This window comes from Alteromonas sp. 4NH20-0056 (assembly GCF_057539655.1).
Window position 1 is genome coordinate 372324 of sequence record NZ_BAAJLS010000003.1, and the last position, 19400, is coordinate 391723.

General features: G+C 44.9%; 17 protein-coding genes. 10 read left to right on the forward strand and 7 right to left on the reverse strand.

All coding sequences use genetic code 11. The annotated features are described in order from the left end of the window. Nucleotides 1-7: 7 nt before the first annotated feature. The 6 genes from rplV (at nt 8) to AC27EZ_RS07810 (ending at nt 3444) form a co-directional block, all read left to right on the forward strand. Nucleotides 8-340: a 50S ribosomal protein L22 gene (rplV, locus tag AC27EZ_RS07785; protein WP_487134794.1), complete on the forward strand. Its 333-nt coding sequence runs from the start codon at nt 8-10 to the stop codon at nt 338-340. Between the two features lie 9 nt (nt 341-349). Continuing rightward, complete coding sequence (rpsC, locus tag AC27EZ_RS07790; RefSeq protein ID WP_421133336.1) at nt 350-1054, forward strand: 30S ribosomal protein S3; 705 nt, start codon at nt 350-352, stop codon at nt 1052-1054. A 2-nt stretch (nt 1055-1056) separates the two neighbouring features. Beyond that, nucleotides 1057-1467 carry a 50S ribosomal protein L16 gene (rplP, locus tag AC27EZ_RS07795; protein ID WP_014947979.1) on the forward strand — a complete coding sequence of 137 codons (411 nt, stop codon included), beginning with the start codon at nt 1057-1059 and terminating at the stop codon, nt 1465-1467. Continuing rightward, the gene (gene rpmC, locus AC27EZ_RS07800) at nt 1467-1658 is read left to right on the forward strand and encodes a 50S ribosomal protein L29 (protein ID WP_014947980.1); all 192 of its coding nucleotides are present in this window, start codon (nt 1467-1469) and stop codon (nt 1656-1658) included. The genes rplP and rpmC overlap by 1 nt, the downstream gene beginning before the upstream one ends. Continuing rightward, nucleotides 1658-1915, forward strand: coding sequence for a 30S ribosomal protein S17 (rpsQ, locus tag AC27EZ_RS07805; RefSeq protein ID WP_421133337.1), 258 nt, complete (start codon nt 1658-1660; stop codon nt 1913-1915). The genes rpmC and rpsQ overlap by 1 nt, the downstream gene beginning before the upstream one ends. A 218-nt stretch (nt 1916-2133) precedes the next feature. Further along, complete coding sequence (locus tag AC27EZ_RS07810) at nt 2134-3444, forward strand: 3-deoxy-D-manno-octulosonic acid transferase (RefSeq protein WP_487134795.1); 1311 nt, start codon at nt 2134-2136, stop codon at nt 3442-3444. A gap of 114 nt (nt 3445-3558) precedes the next feature. On the opposite strand, the gene AC27EZ_RS07815 is transcribed toward AC27EZ_RS07810, so the two are convergent. From AC27EZ_RS07815 to AC27EZ_RS07825, 3 genes are all read right to left on the reverse strand, one after another. After that, complete coding sequence (locus tag AC27EZ_RS07815) at nt 3559-3750, reverse strand: hypothetical protein (RefSeq protein WP_487134796.1); 192 nt, start codon at nt 3748-3750, stop codon at nt 3559-3561. Nucleotides 3751-3858: 108 nt separating this feature from the next. After that, nucleotides 3859-5925, reverse strand: a complete 2067-nt coding sequence (locus tag AC27EZ_RS07820; protein ID WP_487134797.1) for a tetratricopeptide repeat-containing diguanylate cyclase — start codon at nt 5923-5925, stop codon at nt 3859-3861. A gap of 90 nt (nt 5926-6015) precedes the next feature. Then, entirely contained in the window at nt 6016-7821 is a 1806-nt protein-coding gene (locus AC27EZ_RS07825) for a cation:proton antiporter (RefSeq protein WP_487134798.1), read from the reverse strand. 192 nt (nt 7822-8013) lie between these two features. Between AC27EZ_RS07825 and AC27EZ_RS07830 the strand changes: the two genes are divergently transcribed. Both AC27EZ_RS07830 and AC27EZ_RS07835 read left to right on the forward strand, forming a co-directional pair. Continuing rightward, entirely contained in the window at nt 8014-8853 is an 840-nt protein-coding gene (locus AC27EZ_RS07830) for a hypothetical protein (protein ID WP_487134799.1), read from the forward strand. Nucleotides 8854-8968: 115 nt separating this feature from the next. Then, nucleotides 8969-9556: a hypothetical protein gene (locus AC27EZ_RS07835; RefSeq protein ID WP_487134800.1), complete on the forward strand. Its 588-nt coding sequence runs from the start codon at nt 8969-8971 to the stop codon at nt 9554-9556. Nucleotides 9557-9558: 2 nt separating this feature from the next. Here AC27EZ_RS07835 and AC27EZ_RS07840 read toward each other — a convergent pair whose 3' ends face one another. Next, the gene (locus AC27EZ_RS07840; protein WP_487134801.1) at nt 9559-11469 is read right to left on the reverse strand and encodes a methyl-accepting chemotaxis protein; all 1911 of its coding nucleotides are present in this window, start codon (nt 11467-11469) and stop codon (nt 9559-9561) included. A gap of 268 nt (nt 11470-11737) precedes the next feature. Further along, nucleotides 11738-13918 (reverse strand): M3 family metallopeptidase, encoded by a 2181-nt coding sequence (locus AC27EZ_RS07845; RefSeq protein ID WP_487134802.1) that lies wholly within the window; start codon nt 13916-13918, stop codon nt 11738-11740. Nucleotides 13919-14216: 298 nt separating this feature from the next. Between AC27EZ_RS07845 and AC27EZ_RS07850 the strand changes: the two genes are divergently transcribed. Then, nucleotides 14217-15023, forward strand: a complete 807-nt coding sequence (locus AC27EZ_RS07850; RefSeq protein ID WP_487134803.1) for a substrate-binding periplasmic protein — start codon at nt 14217-14219, stop codon at nt 15021-15023. A 75-nt stretch (nt 15024-15098) separates the two neighbouring features. On the opposite strand, the gene purU is transcribed toward AC27EZ_RS07850, so the two are convergent. Beyond that, the gene (gene purU, locus AC27EZ_RS07855; protein ID WP_487134804.1) at nt 15099-15953 is read right to left on the reverse strand and encodes a formyltetrahydrofolate deformylase; all 855 of its coding nucleotides are present in this window, start codon (nt 15951-15953) and stop codon (nt 15099-15101) included. A 129-nt stretch (nt 15954-16082) separates the two neighbouring features. Then, entirely contained in the window at nt 16083-16706 is a 624-nt protein-coding gene (gene thpR, locus AC27EZ_RS07860; protein ID WP_487134805.1) for an RNA 2',3'-cyclic phosphodiesterase, read from the reverse strand. A gap of 104 nt (nt 16707-16810) precedes the next feature. Between thpR and hrpB the strand changes: the two genes are divergently transcribed. After that, nucleotides 16811-19348, forward strand: coding sequence for an ATP-dependent helicase HrpB (gene hrpB / locus AC27EZ_RS07865; protein ID WP_487134806.1), 2538 nt, complete (start codon nt 16811-16813; stop codon nt 19346-19348). Nucleotides 19349-19400: the final 52 nt, after the last annotated feature.

Consider the following 19400-nt stretch of genomic DNA (forward strand, 5'->3'; position numbering starts at 1 on the left):
TAGGAAGATGGAAGCATTAGCTAAACACCGTTTTGCCCGCACGTCGGCTCAAAAGGCACGCTTGGTTGCGGATCAAATTCGTGGTTTACACGTAGAGAAAGCTTTAGAAGTTCTTGCGTACAGCCCGAAGAAAAGCGCAGCGCTAGTAAAGAAAGTTTTGGAGTCTGCGATTGCTAACGCAGAGCACAACGAAGGCGCGGATATCGACGAGCTAGTCGTTGCCAAGATTTTCGTTGACGAAGGTCCAACTATGAAGCGTATCAAGACACGTGCTAAAGGCCGTGCTGATCGTATCTTTAAGCGCAGCAGTCACATTACTGTGGTTGTAGCGGATAACTAGGAGTAGATAATGGGACAGAAGGTACATCCTACAGGTATACGCCTGGGTATCAGCAAACCATGGACTTCTACCTGGTACGCTAATACTGCAGATTATGCAGACAACCTGTTTAATGATCATCAGGTACGTCAGTATCTGACTAAGCAACTTAAAAACGCTTCACTTTCTAAAATCGTGATCGAGCGTCCTGCTAAGAGCATCCGTGTGACTATTCACACAGCTCGTCCAGGCGTTGTAATCGGTAAGAAAGGCGAAGACGTAGAAAAGTTACGTAACCATGTGTCTAAGCTTGCCGGTGTGCCAGCTCAGATCAACATCGCTGAAGTACGTAAGCCTGAGCTAGATGGTCAGTTAGTCGCTGACAGCATCTCTAGCCAGCTAGAGCGTCGTGTTATGTTCCGTCGTGCTATGAAGCGCGCAGTTCAGAACGCAATGCGTCTAGGTGCTAAGGGTATTAAAGTTGAAGTTAGTGGTCGTTTGGGCGGCGCGGAAATCGCACGTTCAGAATGGTACCGTGAAGGTCGCGTTCCTCTGCACACATTCCGTGCAGATATCGATTACGCAACCTCAGAAGCTGCAACTACTTACGGCATCATCGGCGTTAAAGTATGGATCTTCAAGGGTGAGGTTCTAGGTGGACTACCTACAACTCAAGAGCAAGCACCAGCTGCTCAACCTAAGAAGAAAGGCCGCAACGCTAAGCGAGAGGGCTAATCATGTTACAACCAAAACGCATGAAGTTCCGTAAGATGCATAAAGGCCGCAACCGCGGTTTAGCTGCAGGAAACACTGTAGCCTTTGGTACTTACGGCCTTAAAGCAGTTGGCCGTGGTCGTATGACCGCGCGTCAAATCGAAGCAGCGCGTCGTGCTATGACTCGTCACGTTAAGCGTCAAGGTAAAATTTGGATTCGAGTTTTCCCTGACAAGCCAATTACTGAGAAGCCTCTAGAAGTGCGTCAAGGTAAAGGTAAAGGTAACGTTGAGTACTGGGTATGCCAAATTCAGCCTGGTCGTGTGCTTTACGAGATGGAAGGTGTTCCTGAAAATCTTGCACGCGAAGCGTTTGAATTGGCGGCGGCTAAACTGCCATTTAAAACAACCTTTGTAACTCGGACGGTGATGTAATGAAAGCGACTGAACTGAAAGAAAAAAGCGTAGAAGAGCTGAACGCAGAGTTAATTAACCTGCTACGCGAACAGTTCAACCTGCGCATGCAGCACACAACAGGCCAGCTTGAAAAAACTGACCAGTTGAGAAAAGTACGTCGTAACATCGCGCGTGTTAAAACCATTTTGACTCAAAAGGCTGATGCGTAATGACTGAGCAAAAAATTCGTACAGTGCAAGGTCGTGTGGTTAGCAACAAGATGGATAAAACCATTACTGTTGTAGTTGAACGTTTTGTTAAGCACCCTATCTATGGGAAGTTCATCAAGCGCTCTACTAAGCTTCACGCACACGATGAAAGCAACGTTTGCAACCAAGGTGACGTAGTAACAGTACGTGAATGTCGCCCATTGTCTAAAAATAAAAATTGGACACTTGTAGATGTTGTAGAAAAAGCTAGCGTTTAATCGCTGACTTTTTTATAACGATATAAAAAGCCGCTTTCGAGCGGCTTTTTTGTGCCTATTCATATTTATAGTTTCGATGATAATCTTGTGTTTTTCTGAATTAATTAATAAAGCGGTTACAATAGCGTATTGTATGCTACCGGTTTTGTGAAAATAGCATTCCTTAAAAGACTGCGATAACAACGCACGTTATAGCGAAAAAACGAAAGGTATAGCGAATGAAAAGCGCTAAAAACGTTCACTACTCTCCTTCATTTTTTGAAGAACTGTGTCGATGGACATATTCACTCCTCCTTATCTTATTAATGCCCGTTGTTTGCCTGTTGCTGATACGAAAAAAATCCATGTATAACGCAGGCGCCTCAGGTAAACGATTCGAACGTTTCGGTTTTGTCGCATCGCCTAAAAAGTTAAATGGATATCTATTTCACTGTGTTTCAGTTGGTGAAGTGGTGGCTGCGTCGTGTTTAATAAAGCAAATAATGAATAACGAGCCCGACGCTCAAATTACTATTACAACATCGACTGCAACGGGCTCAGCAAGAGTACGCGATATATATGGCGATACTGTTCATCATTTTTACCTTCCTTTTGACCTCTCGCTCTCGATGGCAGCGATGCTAAGTCGTATCAAACCTAAAGCGGTAATGGTTACTGAAGTCGAGCTTTGGCCGAACTTTATCCACGAATGCTGGATAAGAGACATACCTACCTTTGTTGTAAATGCCCGCATGACGGAGCGTTCGGCACGCCGGTACGGGAAAGTTAATGCACTGTTTTTGCCCATGCTTAAAAAGTTGACTCATGTCTGCGCACAGGGACAACGGGATTATACAAGCTACCTTTCTTTAGGAATTGGAGCCGATAAGGTAACCCTCACGAATAACATAAAGTTCGATCAAGTAAGTACACACAATGTTACTGGCGCATCATTTAAAGGTATTAGCCAAAGCGATGGCGCTGCTATCGTAGGGGGAAGTACGCACGAACCAGAAGAACAGGTACTGCTCGACGCCTACAAAGCACTTAAACCTTTGTTTCCACACCTTAGGCTTATTCTGGTTCCACGGCATCCTGAGCGTTTCGACGTTGTCGCAAAGCTACTCGACACTAATAATATTACATTTGTTAGAACGAGCGAAGTAGAGGTAATTCCAGGAGAGGTACGCGTTGTATTACTGGATGAAATGGGCAAGCTAAATGTGGCCTATTCAATTGCTACTGCTGCATTTGTTGGTGGCTCAATTGCAGACAGGGGCGGTCATAATGCATTAGAACCTGCTGCATTTTCAGTTCCGATTATGATGGGGCCGCACACCTATAATAACCCCGTTATTTGCGAGTACTTGTCTGCGCGTGGCGCGCTTTCAATCACTCCTGATGCCGACGCTATCGTTAATTTAGTATCGCAATGGCTTACGTCGCCGGATGCGTGCCAACAAGCAGGCGCAGAAGGACGAAAAGTACTTGATGAAAATAACGGCGCTGTCGAGAAAACACTGACGTGTATTATGCCCTATGTCGCATAAAACTCCCGTACATTGGGTTTTACAACAGCGCTGTTTAAAAATTGGTCACCAATATGATGCGAAGCTGCACCATTATCTTCATTTATTGCTTTTAAAATACTTATTTCCCTGCGTTTAATTATGTAAATGCATGATTTTTAGAGCTTTTGATTTTTTGGCGTATTCATTGCTTTTATATGCCCGACGGCGTAATGGCGGTAAAAATAAAAAAACAACGCTTTGTAATACAGAGCACCAAATTACACGTTTTCCAGGTAGAGGCACCCTGTCGTAAGGCAGGGTGTTTTCTTGCTTTAGGCCTTTCATTTTTTACGACCTATTGTGTTTTCCTGTTTACTAACCAGAGACGATACTGCCCCGACATGGCTACGTGACGTCGCGGTACCGCTGTATAGCCTGTGGTTACTTTACTGATTATGGCTTAGTGTCCAAAGACAGCTTAATCATCCCTTTAACTTCTAAGGCCTTTAACGCTTCTATTGAGGCCGGCAGGGATAGCGCGGTATGTTCAACAATATCTGCCACTCCTACCCAGGTTGCTCTACCTGAAGCCTTAGCCGCATATAAGCACTGATCCGCAGCATTAAAGATGGTGTCTAACGGGCTAACAAGTGAATGTTTTGTGTCCATTTCGCTAGTAAAGGGAAAGCATGCGAAGCCAACACTACACGTGATAGCTTTCTCTAGGCCACCATTTAGCGAAAAGGGAGTGTTCTGCATGTCACAAACAATACGACGCGCTAGCGATGCTGCTTCTTCTCTGTCAACAGAGCGGGCGACCCCGACAAATTCTTCGCCGCCCCAGCGGATCAGATAGTCAGATTCGCCAAAAATATCGCTAAGTCGTTGTGCGGTTTGCTTTAAGACTGAATCCCCAACGCTATGGCCATAAGTATCGTTAATCTGCTTAAAATTGTCTAAATCAATAACGAAAAAGCACAGGTCTGTGGGGGCTATAAGAGAACTCTTTGCTTGTTGGTGTGTGTTTAGCACCCTTGTGATATCCGCCTCGATTTCAGCTTCAAGAAAACGACGATTATGCAGCCCTGTTAAATTATCGGTTAAGCTCATTGCCTCTAATTCGTTATTGGCTTTTTCAAGCGCTACGGTACGTTCGCTAACCTCTTGTTTTAATTGCTTTGTATAGTTTAGCTGTGCTCGGCGCGAATAAAATAAGAATGCAATGACGGAAAGCGCTGCAAAAACTAAAAAAAGATACCGTCTATTTTCTCGTTCACTATTTAGCTCTACTTCTTGAACTGCCTGTTGTTGCTTTAGTAGTTCTATTTCATGTGCCTGGCGAATGAATTCAGTTTGCGCTTGTACAGAGGCTAAGGAATCTAGCCTATTCTGATTAAAGAGCTTTTCATCAAGCTGCTTCTGCAGTTTTAATGCTTTATAGGCTTCACTTATTTCGCCAACGGTTTCTTGGATATCGACTTTTAGTGCCAATAATTGTGAAACTTGGTGCAATTCTCCCATTTCTTCAGCAAGCGAAATGGCCTCTTCAATAAGAGGTATCGCGTCGCCATAACGTTCTTGTGAACGATAGATTTCAATAAGCGTTTGATATGCATCGAGCAATAGACTTCGATATTGGCCTTCTTTTGCCCGCGTTATTATCCCTTTCACCATTGACTCTGACTCAATTAGCTTGCCTTCCTTGTAGGCTAAATCACTGAGCCCGGAAAGCGCCCAGTCAATATCGCGCTTCGCTCCAATGTCTACAAAAAGAGAATGAGCGCGATGCATATATTGAGCTGCAACATCATAGTTACCCACTTGCATATTTACGTATCCAATTTTGTAGCTACTGTAGGCAATGTCCTTTTTGTTGCCGTTGGCCTCATCAATAGTCAGGGCTTGATTAAAATAATCGAGTGCGAGTTCGTAATCGCCCATTACACGGCGTACATCAGCAAGATTATAAAGCGCAGATGCAATACCTTGTTGATTGCTCAATGCATAATTAGCTTCAAGTGCCTTTTGATGATGCGTTACCGCTTCGTTGAATTGCCCCATCTTCTCGAGCACCAGACCAAGACTGTTATTGATAGAAGCAATGTCACGCTGTGAACCGTGTGACTGAAAAATGGCGAGTGCCATATAAAGATATTCAAGTGAAACGGAATAGTTAGATTGGTAGCGGTAGGTCAACCCTATCTGGCGATAGGTCTTTGCTATGGATAATGGGTTATCGAGGTCCTGATAGATAACTATCGCTTGGTTAAGCCATTGCTGGGCATCGGGATAGTTGTTTTGCTCCATGACGTTACGGGCAAGTTGAAAAAGTGTGTCTGCTTTAAGTTGCGTATCACCCGTTAGCTTGGCTCTTTCAAGGAGTTGTAGCGCGCGGCGCTGAGCAACTACTATTTCACCTTTTTCGCGTAATTGCTCAATCTCTTCAATCTCTGAAGCGTTGACCTGCAACACACCAAATAGAAGCAAGGTTATTATAAAAATTACGCGTAAAACCAACATCTATATACCGCGACAACAAAGAATATTGTCTTAGTATAATATGCTTTTCATGAGGAAGCACCCTAGCGGAAAATAGGGTGCTTTCTTGTTTTAAACCGGTACGTCGTCTGTTTGTGGCAATATCAAACTAATGACTCTCCATCCCGCCTTAGGTGAAATACTATTGCCATCAATAAAGGTATACGTTTTGCCTTCTGCGTCTATCGCAATCAATGGTAATACTCTCATTCCGTATTCATCATTGTATTGCTCAAAGGTGAATTCTTCAGACAGCCGCGTTGTCTTGACCGTCGCGCCCTTTGCAACAGAAGAGGCGAGGTAGCCATAAGTTACGCCTTCATCAAATAACGTCAGCTTTTGAGCGTATTGTTTACTTACTTGGTGACTGGGTCGTGTCGATTGTTCGTTATTAGTAAGCGCCCACACCTTTTCTTTTCCTAGCGTGTATTCAAAATGATAGGCAATAGGCGGGTTTAATTGCTTATAAGGTGACATAACTAACACTGTGCCAAACGTAGCAATGTTAAGATGTCGCGCTGCATGGTCAGACATAGGATTACCAAAATACACGGGGATATCCATCATGCGCGCTTCTCTGATGGCATCCCAGTTTGTGTCGGCAACCGTTACCGTCATCTCTTGATTGATCATCTCTTTCGCAAGCATACGATTAAATTTGCTGCTCCCAAAGATAAGGTAGCCTGTCGGCGCCGGTGCTCGTACCTTGAGCAAGGTTGCCACCGCACGTGACGTTAAACTTTGCACCACGACGGTCGCGATGATCACTAAAAAGACCATAGGGACGATGATTTCAGCACCCTCATAGCCTATTTCTTCAAGCTTTAGTGAAAACAGTGCAGATACAGCGGCAGCAATAATGCCCCGTGGTGCAATCCAGCTAAGCAACGCAAGCTCGTTGAATTTCAAACCTGTTCCTATCGATGACACTAAAACAGATAGCGGTCTTGCGATAAACATAATGGCGACAATAACTACAAGGGCGCCCCAGCCAACGGCTTCTATCGACGCTAAATTGAGTCGGGTGGCAAGTAAGATAAATAAACCAGAGATAAGCAGAACGCTTAGTGTTTCTTTAAACTCTAAAATATCCTCTACGTCTACATCTTTCATATTAGCCAGCACCATACCGGTAATGGTAACGGCCAACAGCCCAGACTCATGCGCAACATAATTTGAGGCAGCAAACACGCCAAGAATAATGGTTAGTACCGCGGTATTAAGCAGGTAGTGCGGTATCCAGTCACGTCGAATTGAGATGCCGAGTAAATAGCCGGACGCCAAACCGAGCAAACTACCAATACCAATGGTTTTTCCAAAGGTGATGAGCGTATGAGTTATGGCATTACCTTGAGAAGCCAAAATAAACTCAAAGACTAATACGGCGAGCAGTGCGCCGATAGGATCGATAATAATACCTTCCCAACGAAGGATATTCCCTAAGTTTGTGTTAGGTCTAACCGTTCGTAGCATAGGCACGATAACAGTAGGCCCAGTGACGGTTACAATAGCGCCGAAGAGAAAGCTGAGTTGCCACGAAAGATCTAAGGTGTAATGAGCGGCAATGGCAGCCACGACCCAAGTTACCAGCACGCCTATGCTGCACAGGTTCCTTACCATATTACCGTGGCCTGCTATATCGCCTAGTTTGAGCGTGAGCGCACCTTCAAATAAAATAATGGCAACGGAGAGAGACACAACAGGAAACAGTAGGTCGCCGAATAAGGCATCAGCGTCTAGCACGCCGAAAACAGGGCCGACAACTATCCCTACAATAAGTAATGGAAGAATGGCAGGTAAGCGGATTTTATACGCTAAATACTGGCAGCTGATGGACAATAGTCCAACGGCGACAAGGGACAAAAGAGGGTCTGACACAAATTCTTCCTTTTTATTCGTTCCGTACAAGCAACATATTAAATATAGTTTATAAATGCGTTTGTTTTAAGCGTATTAAAACAGGGTAACACGCAAGCTGGATCACTTATTAGTGCGGTAACTATTGTACTCACTGTCCGGTCATAGTACTTTGCTTTCACTATTTTGTTCTCTATTTTTGAGTAGTATTTCGTGTTAGCTCGTTGTTTTGTTCTTATCGCCGCCATAATCAGTACCCTTTTGGGGTGCAGCTCAACGATTTCACCAGATTCAATTACGCTAAGCACTCTACGTGTTTTGCCTCAGGCATTAGCAGAAACCTCGGGGCTGCATTGTAATGAACAAAGCATGCTTTCAATCAATGACTCTGGAAATGCGGCGGTTATTTACGAAATAAGCTATGAAGGCGAAATCGTCTCTGCAACGGAGATTAAAGAGAAGAATATTGACTGGGAAGCTATCGCGGCTGACCAACATTCCATTTTCATCGCTGATGTTGGAAACAACAAAGGCAAACGAACCGACTTATCGATAATACAATACCCCAAAAAGAATACGTCGCCGACGACAACGCGCGCAATCAGCTACGCCGCAAACCGCGTGTCTAGCAATATTCCTTATGCACACGACTTTGACGCCGAAGCGATGGTCGCCGCAAATGATAGGCTGTTTTTGTTTTCGAAAAGTTGGCGTAGCGGTATTGCCCATGTTTACGATATTACCGCTACCAGTGAATCTTTACTGCCTTACGCACAGATAGAGGGCTTGCCTGGCGTTATAACCGGTGCAGATTACGATGAAACTCGTGGTGTGTATGTTTTCGTCGGCTATAAGTCTGACCCTTTTGGTAACTTTGCAGCCTTCATGGCACAAGCGAATACAAACTTTGTATTGGTAAATGTGTGGTCATTAGAAAACTATCAGCAAGTAGAGGGCGTGTGTGTCGATAAATCGGGAGACTATTGGTTTACTGAAGAGGAAACCAAAACGCGTGCGGCTTCGCTAACAAAAGCAACGGTGTCTAGTCGCTAATTTAGCTTCAATTATAAATACCTATCTAAAAGTATCGATAGTCTAATATTAAACCACTCACTTCGTGTCTATACTCAAGCTATGTGTTAATTTTTAACCAGCGTTGAGAGTGAATATGAAGCGAAATAGAGCATGGTTTTTTGCTATCTCATTTGCGGGAGCAACCGCTCATATGCAGTGTGCGTTAGCCTCAGATGTTGAAAATGCACAGGAATGGTTAAATAAGTACGTAAGCAGTAACGATGCGTTCTCGCTCACCCTCATTAAAAATAAAATCAGTTTTAAAGGCTGCAAACAAAAGCGTTATCAACTTTCACTGACCCAGCAACTTACTCCCACATTTAACATTGAAGCTCGGGTGAATTACAACCGAGGGTTACTGAATTATGGGGTACTATCACAGCGTGTAAGAACACATGAATTCGAAGTGGTAAGTTGGTGGAAAGGGGATGGATATCGTGTAGGGCTAAGCCATAAAATAAAACCTGAACACGAAATGTCAGTGCCCGTTGCGGATGTTATTCAGCTTCCTACGAGTACAACAGCAGGTCTGTACGTTGAAGTACCTTTTAATGCGTCTTCCCATACGTTAACCATAGCGGCGCTTCGGGAGTCGTGGGATGCAAATAGTACGGCGTTAACGCTGCCGTGGCGAGAAAACCACGACAGCCAGATTAAAGTCCAGTACGCAATGGCGTTTTAACACTATAGCGTAAAACGGTCGACCTCTTCTGAGAGTTCGTTAGCTAGCTCATCAAGTTTGTCGCTTACCGATACCAACACTTGTGTGGTACTGAGCGTGTCCTCACTTGACTCACTTATTTCATTAATGCTTCTGCTGATATCCTCAACTACCATCGCTTGCTGCTCAGTTGCCGTCGCCACTTGCGTGTTAACGTCGTTAATATGCTCTATTTGCTCCGCAATGCGCTGAAGTAACGTATCAATTTCACTTGTGGCTAACACCACGTCTTTCGTTTGTGCTTTGCTGTTTTGCATTTGTGCAACGGCTGAACTTGAGTCTTGCTGGAACTTATCTATTTTAACTTGTATTTCATCTGTCGCTTGAGCGGCTCGCTGTGCAAGCGTTCTTACTTCATCGGCAACCACAGAAAAGCCTCTTCCATGTTCACCGGCACGAGCTGCCTCTATGGCCGCATTTAGTGCAAGCAAGTTTGTCTGTTCAGAAATGCCGCGAATTGTATCTAAAATCCCGCCTATTGCCGCGGTATGAGCATCAAGAGATTGAATGACGGTAGAGACTTCTTCAATTTGACTCGATAGATGGTTTATCGCAACGACCGCTTTTTGGGTAATCACTCGACCTTCAGTTGAGCTACCTAGTGCGTGGTTAGCGCTTTGAGCAGCATGGGTTGCTGATTGTGCTACTTCATTAACAGTGCTGCCCATTTCGGTAAGTGCTGTCGCTGCCTGTAATGTTTGATCGCGCTGACCTTTTGTTGAGTGCTCTGTGTGTTGTGATTGTTTCGCCACATCTTTTGCAGACGCTTTAAGGGCATGGCTGGTTTGTGCAACCGACGAGATGGTGCCGTGAAGGTGGTCGATAAAGTTATTAAACCCTTCAACTAAACGGGCGGTTTCTTTTTGCTCGGGTACCGGAATACGTGAGCGCAAGTCACCTTGACCACGGCCGAGCTGTTGGAATACGTCGGCGAGTGATTCTAGCGGTCGAGTTAACGTACCAGCTAACCAAATACCGATTAACGCAAAGGCTGCGGCTATGGCTATTGACCAAATAATAATTTGCCTGCTGCCGGCATTTAAAGAGGCATAAAGTTCATGTTCAGGCACTTGAGCGACGACATACCATCCGGATTTTTCGACATAGGTGGTCGCAAATAACGTATCAGTGCCTAATGAATCACTTGTTGCCATGGCGAACCCGCGCTTTTGTAATAATGCGCGCTGTACTTCGTTAGAACTTACAGTACTTAACTGTGCCTTTCCAAGTAGGTTGGTATCTGGGTGCGCAATAATAGTGCCGTTCCCATCAACTAAGTAAACAAACCCTGTTTCTGCTATTTTAACGTGGTTAATAATGTCTAATAGCTCGTCTACCGATTTGGCCACGCCAGACATGCCTCTACCATTCACCTGTTGGTAGTTTGCAAACAGCCGATAACCTTTACCAGTTTCATTGTACAAACTAAGTGAAATGGGTTCGCCACTGTCTTTGTAGGCAAAAAACCATCCATCAAACTTGTCGTTTTGAAGTACGCGTAAAAAGCCGTCTTGATTCCAATATTTATAGGTTTGCCTATCAACAAACGACGCAACCGTTAAATCATTGAACGAAACAATGTCACCAAGAAAGTTAAGGAGTTGCTGTTCACCAGCAGTATCCGCGCCCGCCGCTGACCATGCAAGAATGTCTGGGTTTGAGGCAATGCTATGTGCAACTGTAAGCATAACGCTAGCTTCCCTGTCTACTCTATTACCCACTTGTTTCAGCAGGGAGGGAAGTTGCAATTGCTCCATATTGTCTTTAACAAGATCGCGAGCAATCCATTGGCTAATTGAACCGACAAGAATAGCCGCAGCCAACACTGCGACCATAAGAGAAAGAATAAGTTTTTGTTTAATACTGAAAGTCATGACTTCCGACCACGTAAGTTTATGCTGAAAAAGTGACTGAGCATTGCAGGCATTGCACGTCTTGGATCATTCTTATCGTTATAGGTTGTGCGCTATTGATTTGGTATCGCTAACGTCATCTTATCGGCAACGTATTATTATTATTGAGCCGAACTCTTAGCTTGCATTCCACGCATCTTTAATGATTCTTAATTAAATCTGACTATAAGGTCAAGAAAAAAGCCGCTTTAGTTTTCACTAAAACGGCTTTTGCACAACGTCATTGTGGCTATTTGTCGCTTGTACCCTCTGGAACAGGGAAGCCTCTGTCACGCATCAGAGCGTCAACTTTCGCGTCGCGGCCTCTAAACTTACGATACGCTTCTGCTGGGTCCATGGCGTTTCTTACCGCGAATAGGTATTTAACCAAACGGTCGCCTACTTCTTTATCATAGAAACCACCCGGTGCTTCCATAAACGCTTCAGAGGCGTCGGCCGTCAGAACTTCTGCCCACATATAACCGTAGTAAGCTGCTGCATAGCCTTCACCAGAAAATACATGACCGAAGTGTGGTGAACGGTGACGCATTACGACTTCTTCTGGCATACCTAATTTAGTGAGTTCATCGCGTTCAAAGGTATCTGGCTCAATAGTGCTTGGGTCAGTAGTATGGTACTTCAAGTCCATAATGGCTGATGCCATATATTCGGTGGTTTTAAACCCTTCGTTAAACGTAGAAGCAGTTTTAATTTTTGCGACTAAGTCTGCAGGAATAGGTTCGCCGGTTTCATGGTGTACTAAGAACTGGTTAATAACTTCATCTGTCGTTAACCAACGCTCAAGTAACTGTGATTGGAACTCGGTATAATCACGTACACCAGAGTGAGAAGATGGGTATTTCACATCTGCTGATAAGAAATGAAGTGCGTGGCCAAACTCGTGGAAGTAGGTTTCTGCGTCATCCCAAGAGATAAGCGTTGCTTCTCCCTCGGCCCCTTTTACAAAGTTAGAGTTATTTGAAGACAGCACGGTTTTCTTACCGTCGAACGTTGTGTAAGAGCGGTACGTTGTTGCCCACGCGCCTGAACGCTTTCCTTTACGAGAGAACGGGTCTAGGTACCACAGCCCAATATGCTCGCCTGAGTCTTTGTCTGTTACTTCCCATACGTTCACGTCTTCATGGAACACTGGAACTTTGCCCGCTTCAACCGGTGTGAAGTTAAAGTTGAATAACCGCCCTGCTACATAGAACATCGCTTCACGAAGTTTATCTAGCTGTAAGTATTGCTTAACTTCATTTGAATCAAGGTCATACTTTGCTTTACGCACTTTTTCTGCGTAAAAACGATAATCCCAAGGCGCAATAGTAATATCGGCGCCTTCTGAATCAGCAATGGCTTGCATATCTGCCACTTCTTCTTCAACACGGGCGATAGCGGCAGGCCATACCTTCATCATAAGGTCCATGGCGTTCTCAGGGTTTTTAGCCATGCGATCTTCTAAACGCCATTGTGCGTAATTTTCATACCCTAATAGTTCAACACGCTCATCGCGAAGGGTTAATATACGTTTGATAATATCGTTATTATCAAGCGCATCACCGTTGTCACCACGATTATAGTATGTGCGCCATACCGTCTCACGGAGCTCTCGGTTAGTAGAGTACGTTAAGAATGGGTCCATAGAAGAGCGGGTGTTAGTGATCGCATATTTGCCTTCTTCACCGCGCGACTCGGCAGCAGCCTTCGATGCTTTCACAAACGACGCAGGTAAGCCATCTAGTTGCTCTTCAGTAATGTAAGTAACGTAATTTTCTTCATCGCCTAAGATGTTGCTAGAGAATTTAGTGTGTAGCGTCGCAAGCTCTTGGTTAATTTCTGCGTAACGCTTTTTCGCTTCGCCATCGAGCGTAGCACCGTTACGTGCAAAGCTGTTGTATGTCATCCATGTGATACGTTGTTCTTCGGGTGTTAATGTCTGCATTTCGTCAGACTCATATACCGCTTTTACGCGTTCAAATAACGCTTCGTTTTGCGTTATTTTTGAAAAGAAGGCAGAAAGCTTCGGTGACATCTCTGCTTGAATTTCACGAAATTCAGGGCTTGATTTATTGGCGCTCCAAATACCGTAATACGTGAATACACGACCAAGTTCGTCACCCGCTCTTTCCATCTCAACAATAACGTTTTGGAAAGTAGGCGCCGCGGTATTATTCGCAATCGCTTCGATTTCTTCTAAGTTTAATGCCATCGCTTTTTCAAGCGCAGGCTTTAAATCTTCAAGTTTCATTTTATCGAAAGCAGGTACGCCACCGTAGGGGCCTTGAAATGCCTGAAGAAGTACATTGTCAACGGCCATCACCGTTTCTTTTTTGTCAGCCATTGCGGTTTCTGGTGCTTTTTGTTCTGAGCATGCACCTAATGCAAGTACTACTGCCATAGCAGTAAGTGACGTTTTGAATTTACCCATGGAGTATCCTGTCTTTATTATGGTTATTTATCCGGTGTTAAACTCAATGTCGTTATAGCAATGGGTTCAACATGACGGCTTTTCTTTCTGTATTCCATACTATGCCATAGTCATTTCAGATTAAATGTCCTTTACCGTAATTACCTGTTGTATAACCGCGGAACAGTCGTGTCGCTACCTACAAAGCCGTCTCGGTGTAGTAATAAAGCTATCTATTTTTTATGGAAACTGACTACTTTATGCGATATTTGTATTGTTCGTGTACACTCAATTAAACATTATGACATCGCCGTGTATTATGAAAAATCTATCTGCCTCAATACTGTTGTTGTTTTGTATGGCGTCGCATGCGTCTGAATTAACGTTACTCACTGAAAATTTCCCACCCTATAATTTTGGTAGCCGAGATAACGTCGTTGGGATAAATGCCGAGCTTATATCAACGGCATGTAGTATCGCAAAAGTGAACTGTACGTTCGAGCTGCTGCCTTGGCAAAGAGCATTTAAAATGGCCTCTACAGAGCCAAATAGTGGCATATTTTCTACTGCTAGAACGCCGAACCGTGAAGATTACTTTATTTGGGTAGGGCCGTTAGTTTCAAGTCATGGGTGTTTTTACCGACTGAAAAGTAGAGATGACATTGTGGTGACTAATAGTGACTCGCTAAAAAACTATACCGTGGGAATTGCAAGAGGGGATACGTACGAAGCCGTCTTGAAAAAGATGGGCTTTAAAGAAGGAGAGAACTTCCTCACGTTTGCTAACAAGCACGACGATTCTAAAATGTTCAGACTCGAAAGGATGGACTTAATGATAGGCTCTTCTTTAACGCTAGCGTCTCAATTGCATGAAGCGGGTCTCAATATAGACGATGTTGTTCCGGTTTTAGCGATTGATGATGCGTCGTTGGGAGGAAACTTCCTAGCATTAAATAAAGACGGTGACCCTGCTGTAGCGACGAGCCTTCAAAATGCGTTAAACCTTTTAAAGCAAAATGGGAAAGTTGAATCTATCGTTTCTCGGTACGCAGGTGAACAAAGTATGCCATATGCGTCTCTTCCGACACATTTAGCGCAATGCTTAAATGGTAGGGCAAACTACTAATGGTTTATTTAACGAATAGGAAGAACCGCTAGCCACGTTACGTTGTGCCTCGCGGTCCCCTAAGTTGTATTATGATTACGCGAATACCACGGTTTTATTATGATGAATAATCACCCTGTCCTCTAAGTGGTAACGCACGCCGTGGGCTAAGGCATTAACTTCGCAGTCTTTACCTTTTCTGACCATGTCTGGAGCACTGTCGCTGTGACTAATGCGTTTTACGCTTTGCTCTATAATTGGGCCTTCATCAAGGTCTTTTGTGACGTAATGGCACGTTGCACCGATAAGTTTTACACCTCGATCGTACGCTTGCTGATAGGGCTTTGCCCCTGCAAAACTTGGCAGGAAGCTATGATGAATGTTTATCGCTTTTCCAGCTAACTTTTGACAAAGTGTATCGGGCAGAATTTGCATGAATCTCGCCAGTACTGTCAGGTCAACCTTGTATTCATCCAGTAACGTCGATATCTGACCAAATGCAGCCTCTTTACCCAGCGCTTTAAAGTCTACCCAATGAAAGGGTACTTTGTACCAATCGGCAAATTGCTTCATTTGTGGGTGATTACCGATAATGCAGGGAATATCGCAGGCAAGCTCGCCGGTGTGCCAACGATGAAGTAAATCAACTAGGCAATGAGACTCAACGCTTGCAAGCAGCGCCACCCGTTGCTTTTTCGATGAATCAGTTAACTTCCAATTCATCTGATATTCGTGTGCTAGGGGCGTGAATTCTTTCAAAAAACTGTCGTAATCAAGGCGTAACGAATCAGCGCCAATCTCATGTCGCATGAAAAATCGACCCGTTTTAAGGTCGGTATGATGATTGGCTTCAACGATAGTCGCGCTATGGTCGGCTAAAAATTGGGAAACACTGGCAACCAAGCCGATTTGGTCGGGGCAGTCTATTACTAATCTAAACGTTTGTTGCATGGGTGAGGTAACGAATCAAAAAACAGTCACCCTTTTTACCGAGCCTAACGAATCAAGTAAAGCCCTTTAGCGTGAGAGTTACGCAACTAATTGATATAACTAATACCGCATAAACGATTGTATTCAGTGTTAAATCAAGCCTTTTCGTAGCTGTTCTCTCACAGACATCGAATGTTGCAGTGACCAGCTGTGTCTTATTGGGTAGGTGACACCGCTCGGCGTAGAGACCGATTCGAATAAATGAAATGCAGATACTGCCAGGTCAATGTGTGGTGAAAAACCTGGGACAGGTAACGTATGGTTGGCTTTTCGAATAACGGTTACATGAGGGCGATAATCTCTTTTTTCGACGGTGATATTGCTGGCGCGAGCGGCTTTACGTGTTGCTCGAGCCAATTCGACAAGCGCAGGCTCTTTGACACTGGGCGCAGCAACTAGAATTTTAGGCCCATTCCACACGCCGGCAGTGTCTAACATGACAGAAAAGGGCGGGGCTACAATCGTATCGAGTTCACTTATTATGGCGTCATGTTGGCGGTGGGTAATGTCACCTAAAAAGCAAAGTGTTATATGGTAGTTAGCGGCAGGTATCGCGTACGGGGGCGACGATAAAACCGATGCGTGAGCGCGCTGATGCTTAACATGGGGTGGAGTGTGTTGTTTGGGCAACACGTCTGGCAGTGCTTTTTCACGCCAAGCATCTAGCGCCAATTTTTCAGATGGTGCTAAATCAATCCCTATAAAACAACGCATTCGTTTCTCCCTTATGCTAAACCTGCTATATAAAAACAAAACAGTATTATACGGCTAGTTAGGTACAATACGCAGATTAGTTTGTCTCAGTTTAATGAACCGCCATGTTTCAGTCTTTGTCTCATCTTCCTGCCGCGCAACTTGTTGAACGTTTACAGCAGAGCATTGTGAATAACAATGTTGTTATCGGCGCGCCTCCTGGTGCAGGAAAATCCACCGTACTACCCCTTGCGCTTTTAGCGTCTACGACAACAGGTAAAATACTACTTATGCAGCCCAGACGTGTTGTGGTGCGTAGTCTTGCGCATTACTTAGCCAGCATACTCAACGAACCTGTCGGGAAAACCATTGGGTATCGCGTTCGTGGCGAGAGTAAGGTGAGTCACGATACAAAACTTGAAATCATTACTGAGGGAATTTTAAGCCGGATGATCCAGGCCGACCCCGAACTAAGCGGGATATCAACCGTCATTTTTGATGAATTTCATGAGCGCAGTATTCATAGTGATTTTGGCTTAGCACTTGCCCTTGAGGTACAAACGGGTCTACGCGAAGACCTTCGCTTAGTGGTTATGTCTGCCACACTTGATATAGACCCGTTGCTCGCACTAATGACATCATCAACAGACCGTAACGTTACCCACTTAAATGCGGAAGGCCGGACATTCCCCGTTGATATTAAGTATGCCAATGACGTATTAGCCCATGAGTTGATAGAGGCAACGGTGTCGACAACTCGTCAAGCGGTTCGTGCACATGAGGGGGATATATTAGTTTTCTTGCCGGGCATCGGTGCAATAAATGCTGTTTTTCGTGGCCTAAGTGCATTGTCAGAAGCGCATGACATCGCGCTACTTACTTTACACGGTGGGCTCAATAAAGACGCGCAAACACACGCTATTTCTCCGGATAGCGAAGGGCGTAGAAAGATTATACTTGCTACGAACATTGCTGAAACCAGTCTGACTATTGAAGGCGTGAAAGTCGTTGTCGATAGTATGTGGGAGAACAAAGCGCGTTATCATGCAAGCAGCGGTTTTACCGAGCTTACTTCAACGCGTATTTCCCGTGCATCGGCTACTCAGCGAGCAGGTCGAGCAGGCCGCGTTAGCGCAGGCGTTTGTTATCGATTATGCACAAAGAGTAGCTTTGAACGGCTAGCGTCACATTCTCCAGCGCAAATAGAGCAAGAAGATTTAAGTCGATTTTTATTGGATACCTACAGTTGGGGAACATCGCCAGAACAATTGGCGTTACTAACGCCGCCAACGGCGGCACAACAACGCGTTGCACGAGCAAATTTAACCGCAATACATGCGCTCAATAACGATGTGTTAACGGGGTATGGACGCGAGCTTGCCTTGTTGCCTTGCCACCCTAACCTAGCGCATATGCTTTTACAGTGTAAAGTGGGTGTGAAAGGGGTAGCCGACTCGCTTCAGCAAGCCATGCGTTTAGCTGCGCCTTTTGTCGTGGCATTAAGTGAAAGTCAGCTGCCGCCGTCTAATGACACTAACGTTTCTTCGATAATTCGTGTTTTGCCATTTAGTGTCAGAGATACCCTTACCCGCCAGGCTAAACGATACGCTCCTTATGTTGGTTTACCGCCAAGTGAATTAGACATGTTGTTGCTCGATGATGACGCCATTGCAAGCTGTATAGCGCTCGCTTTTCCAAAGCAGATAGCGTATTACAGGCAAGGCAGCTATAAATTTGCCAGCGGAAAAGGAGGAGAGGTTGAGGGTAGTGTAGACGCTCCATGGCTAGCAGCTTTGCATGGGCAGCACATTGGTAGCACGGTAAAAATTCGAGCAGCGCAGCCAATAGATGAATCGCTTCTTAAGGCGCTTTATCCTGAAGCATTTATCGAAACGCAAAAAGTAAGTTTCGACCCCGATAAAGGGGGAATGGATATTAGGAATGTGGTCGGGTTTTTCAGTATAGAGCTGGCGAGTAACCCTGTGAGCGGCAGTGATAAAGCCCAAAATGCAGAGAGTATCAAACTGAAAACTTGCGATGCATGGCTTGTGTATTTGAGTGACTTACCTTACTCACAATGGCCACTATCCGTAAATGCATGGCAGTGGTGGTATCGCGTTAAGCTTGCCGAAACGCTCGCACTGCCGCAGCCCCAAGCCTTTAACGAACCCGAACCGTGGCCTTCGACATTACAAGACGTATTAGAACACGCCAAAGACCGTTTGCTAGATAAAATGGGTGAGGTACAGTCGCTTAAAGCGTTACACGCTTTGCCGTGGAACGAAATGTTAAATAATGCGTTGTCGTGGCCACAGCAAGATGCGTTGGCGACATTCTTGCCAACCGCGATTGAGATACCTACCGGCCGCGAAGTGGCACTTGATTACCGCGACAATGGGAATGTGTATTTGTCGGCAAAGATGCAAGAAATGTACTCCCAAGCGACGCCGATTACTGTGGCGCAGGGGCGCGTAACCGTGCTGTGTGAGCTGTTGTCTCCGGCTGGCCGTCCATTGCAAACAACCGGCGATTTAGGGGCATTTTGGAAAGGAAGTTATAAAGAAATACAAAAAGAAATGAAAGGGCGGTATCCCAAGCATTTTTGGCCGGACGATCCTGCAACCGCTATGCCCACCAATAAAACAAAAAAGGCGATGGGGTAATACTCTTCCATCGCCTCAATCTTACAAGTTAGTGTTTACTATTTGTGAGCAC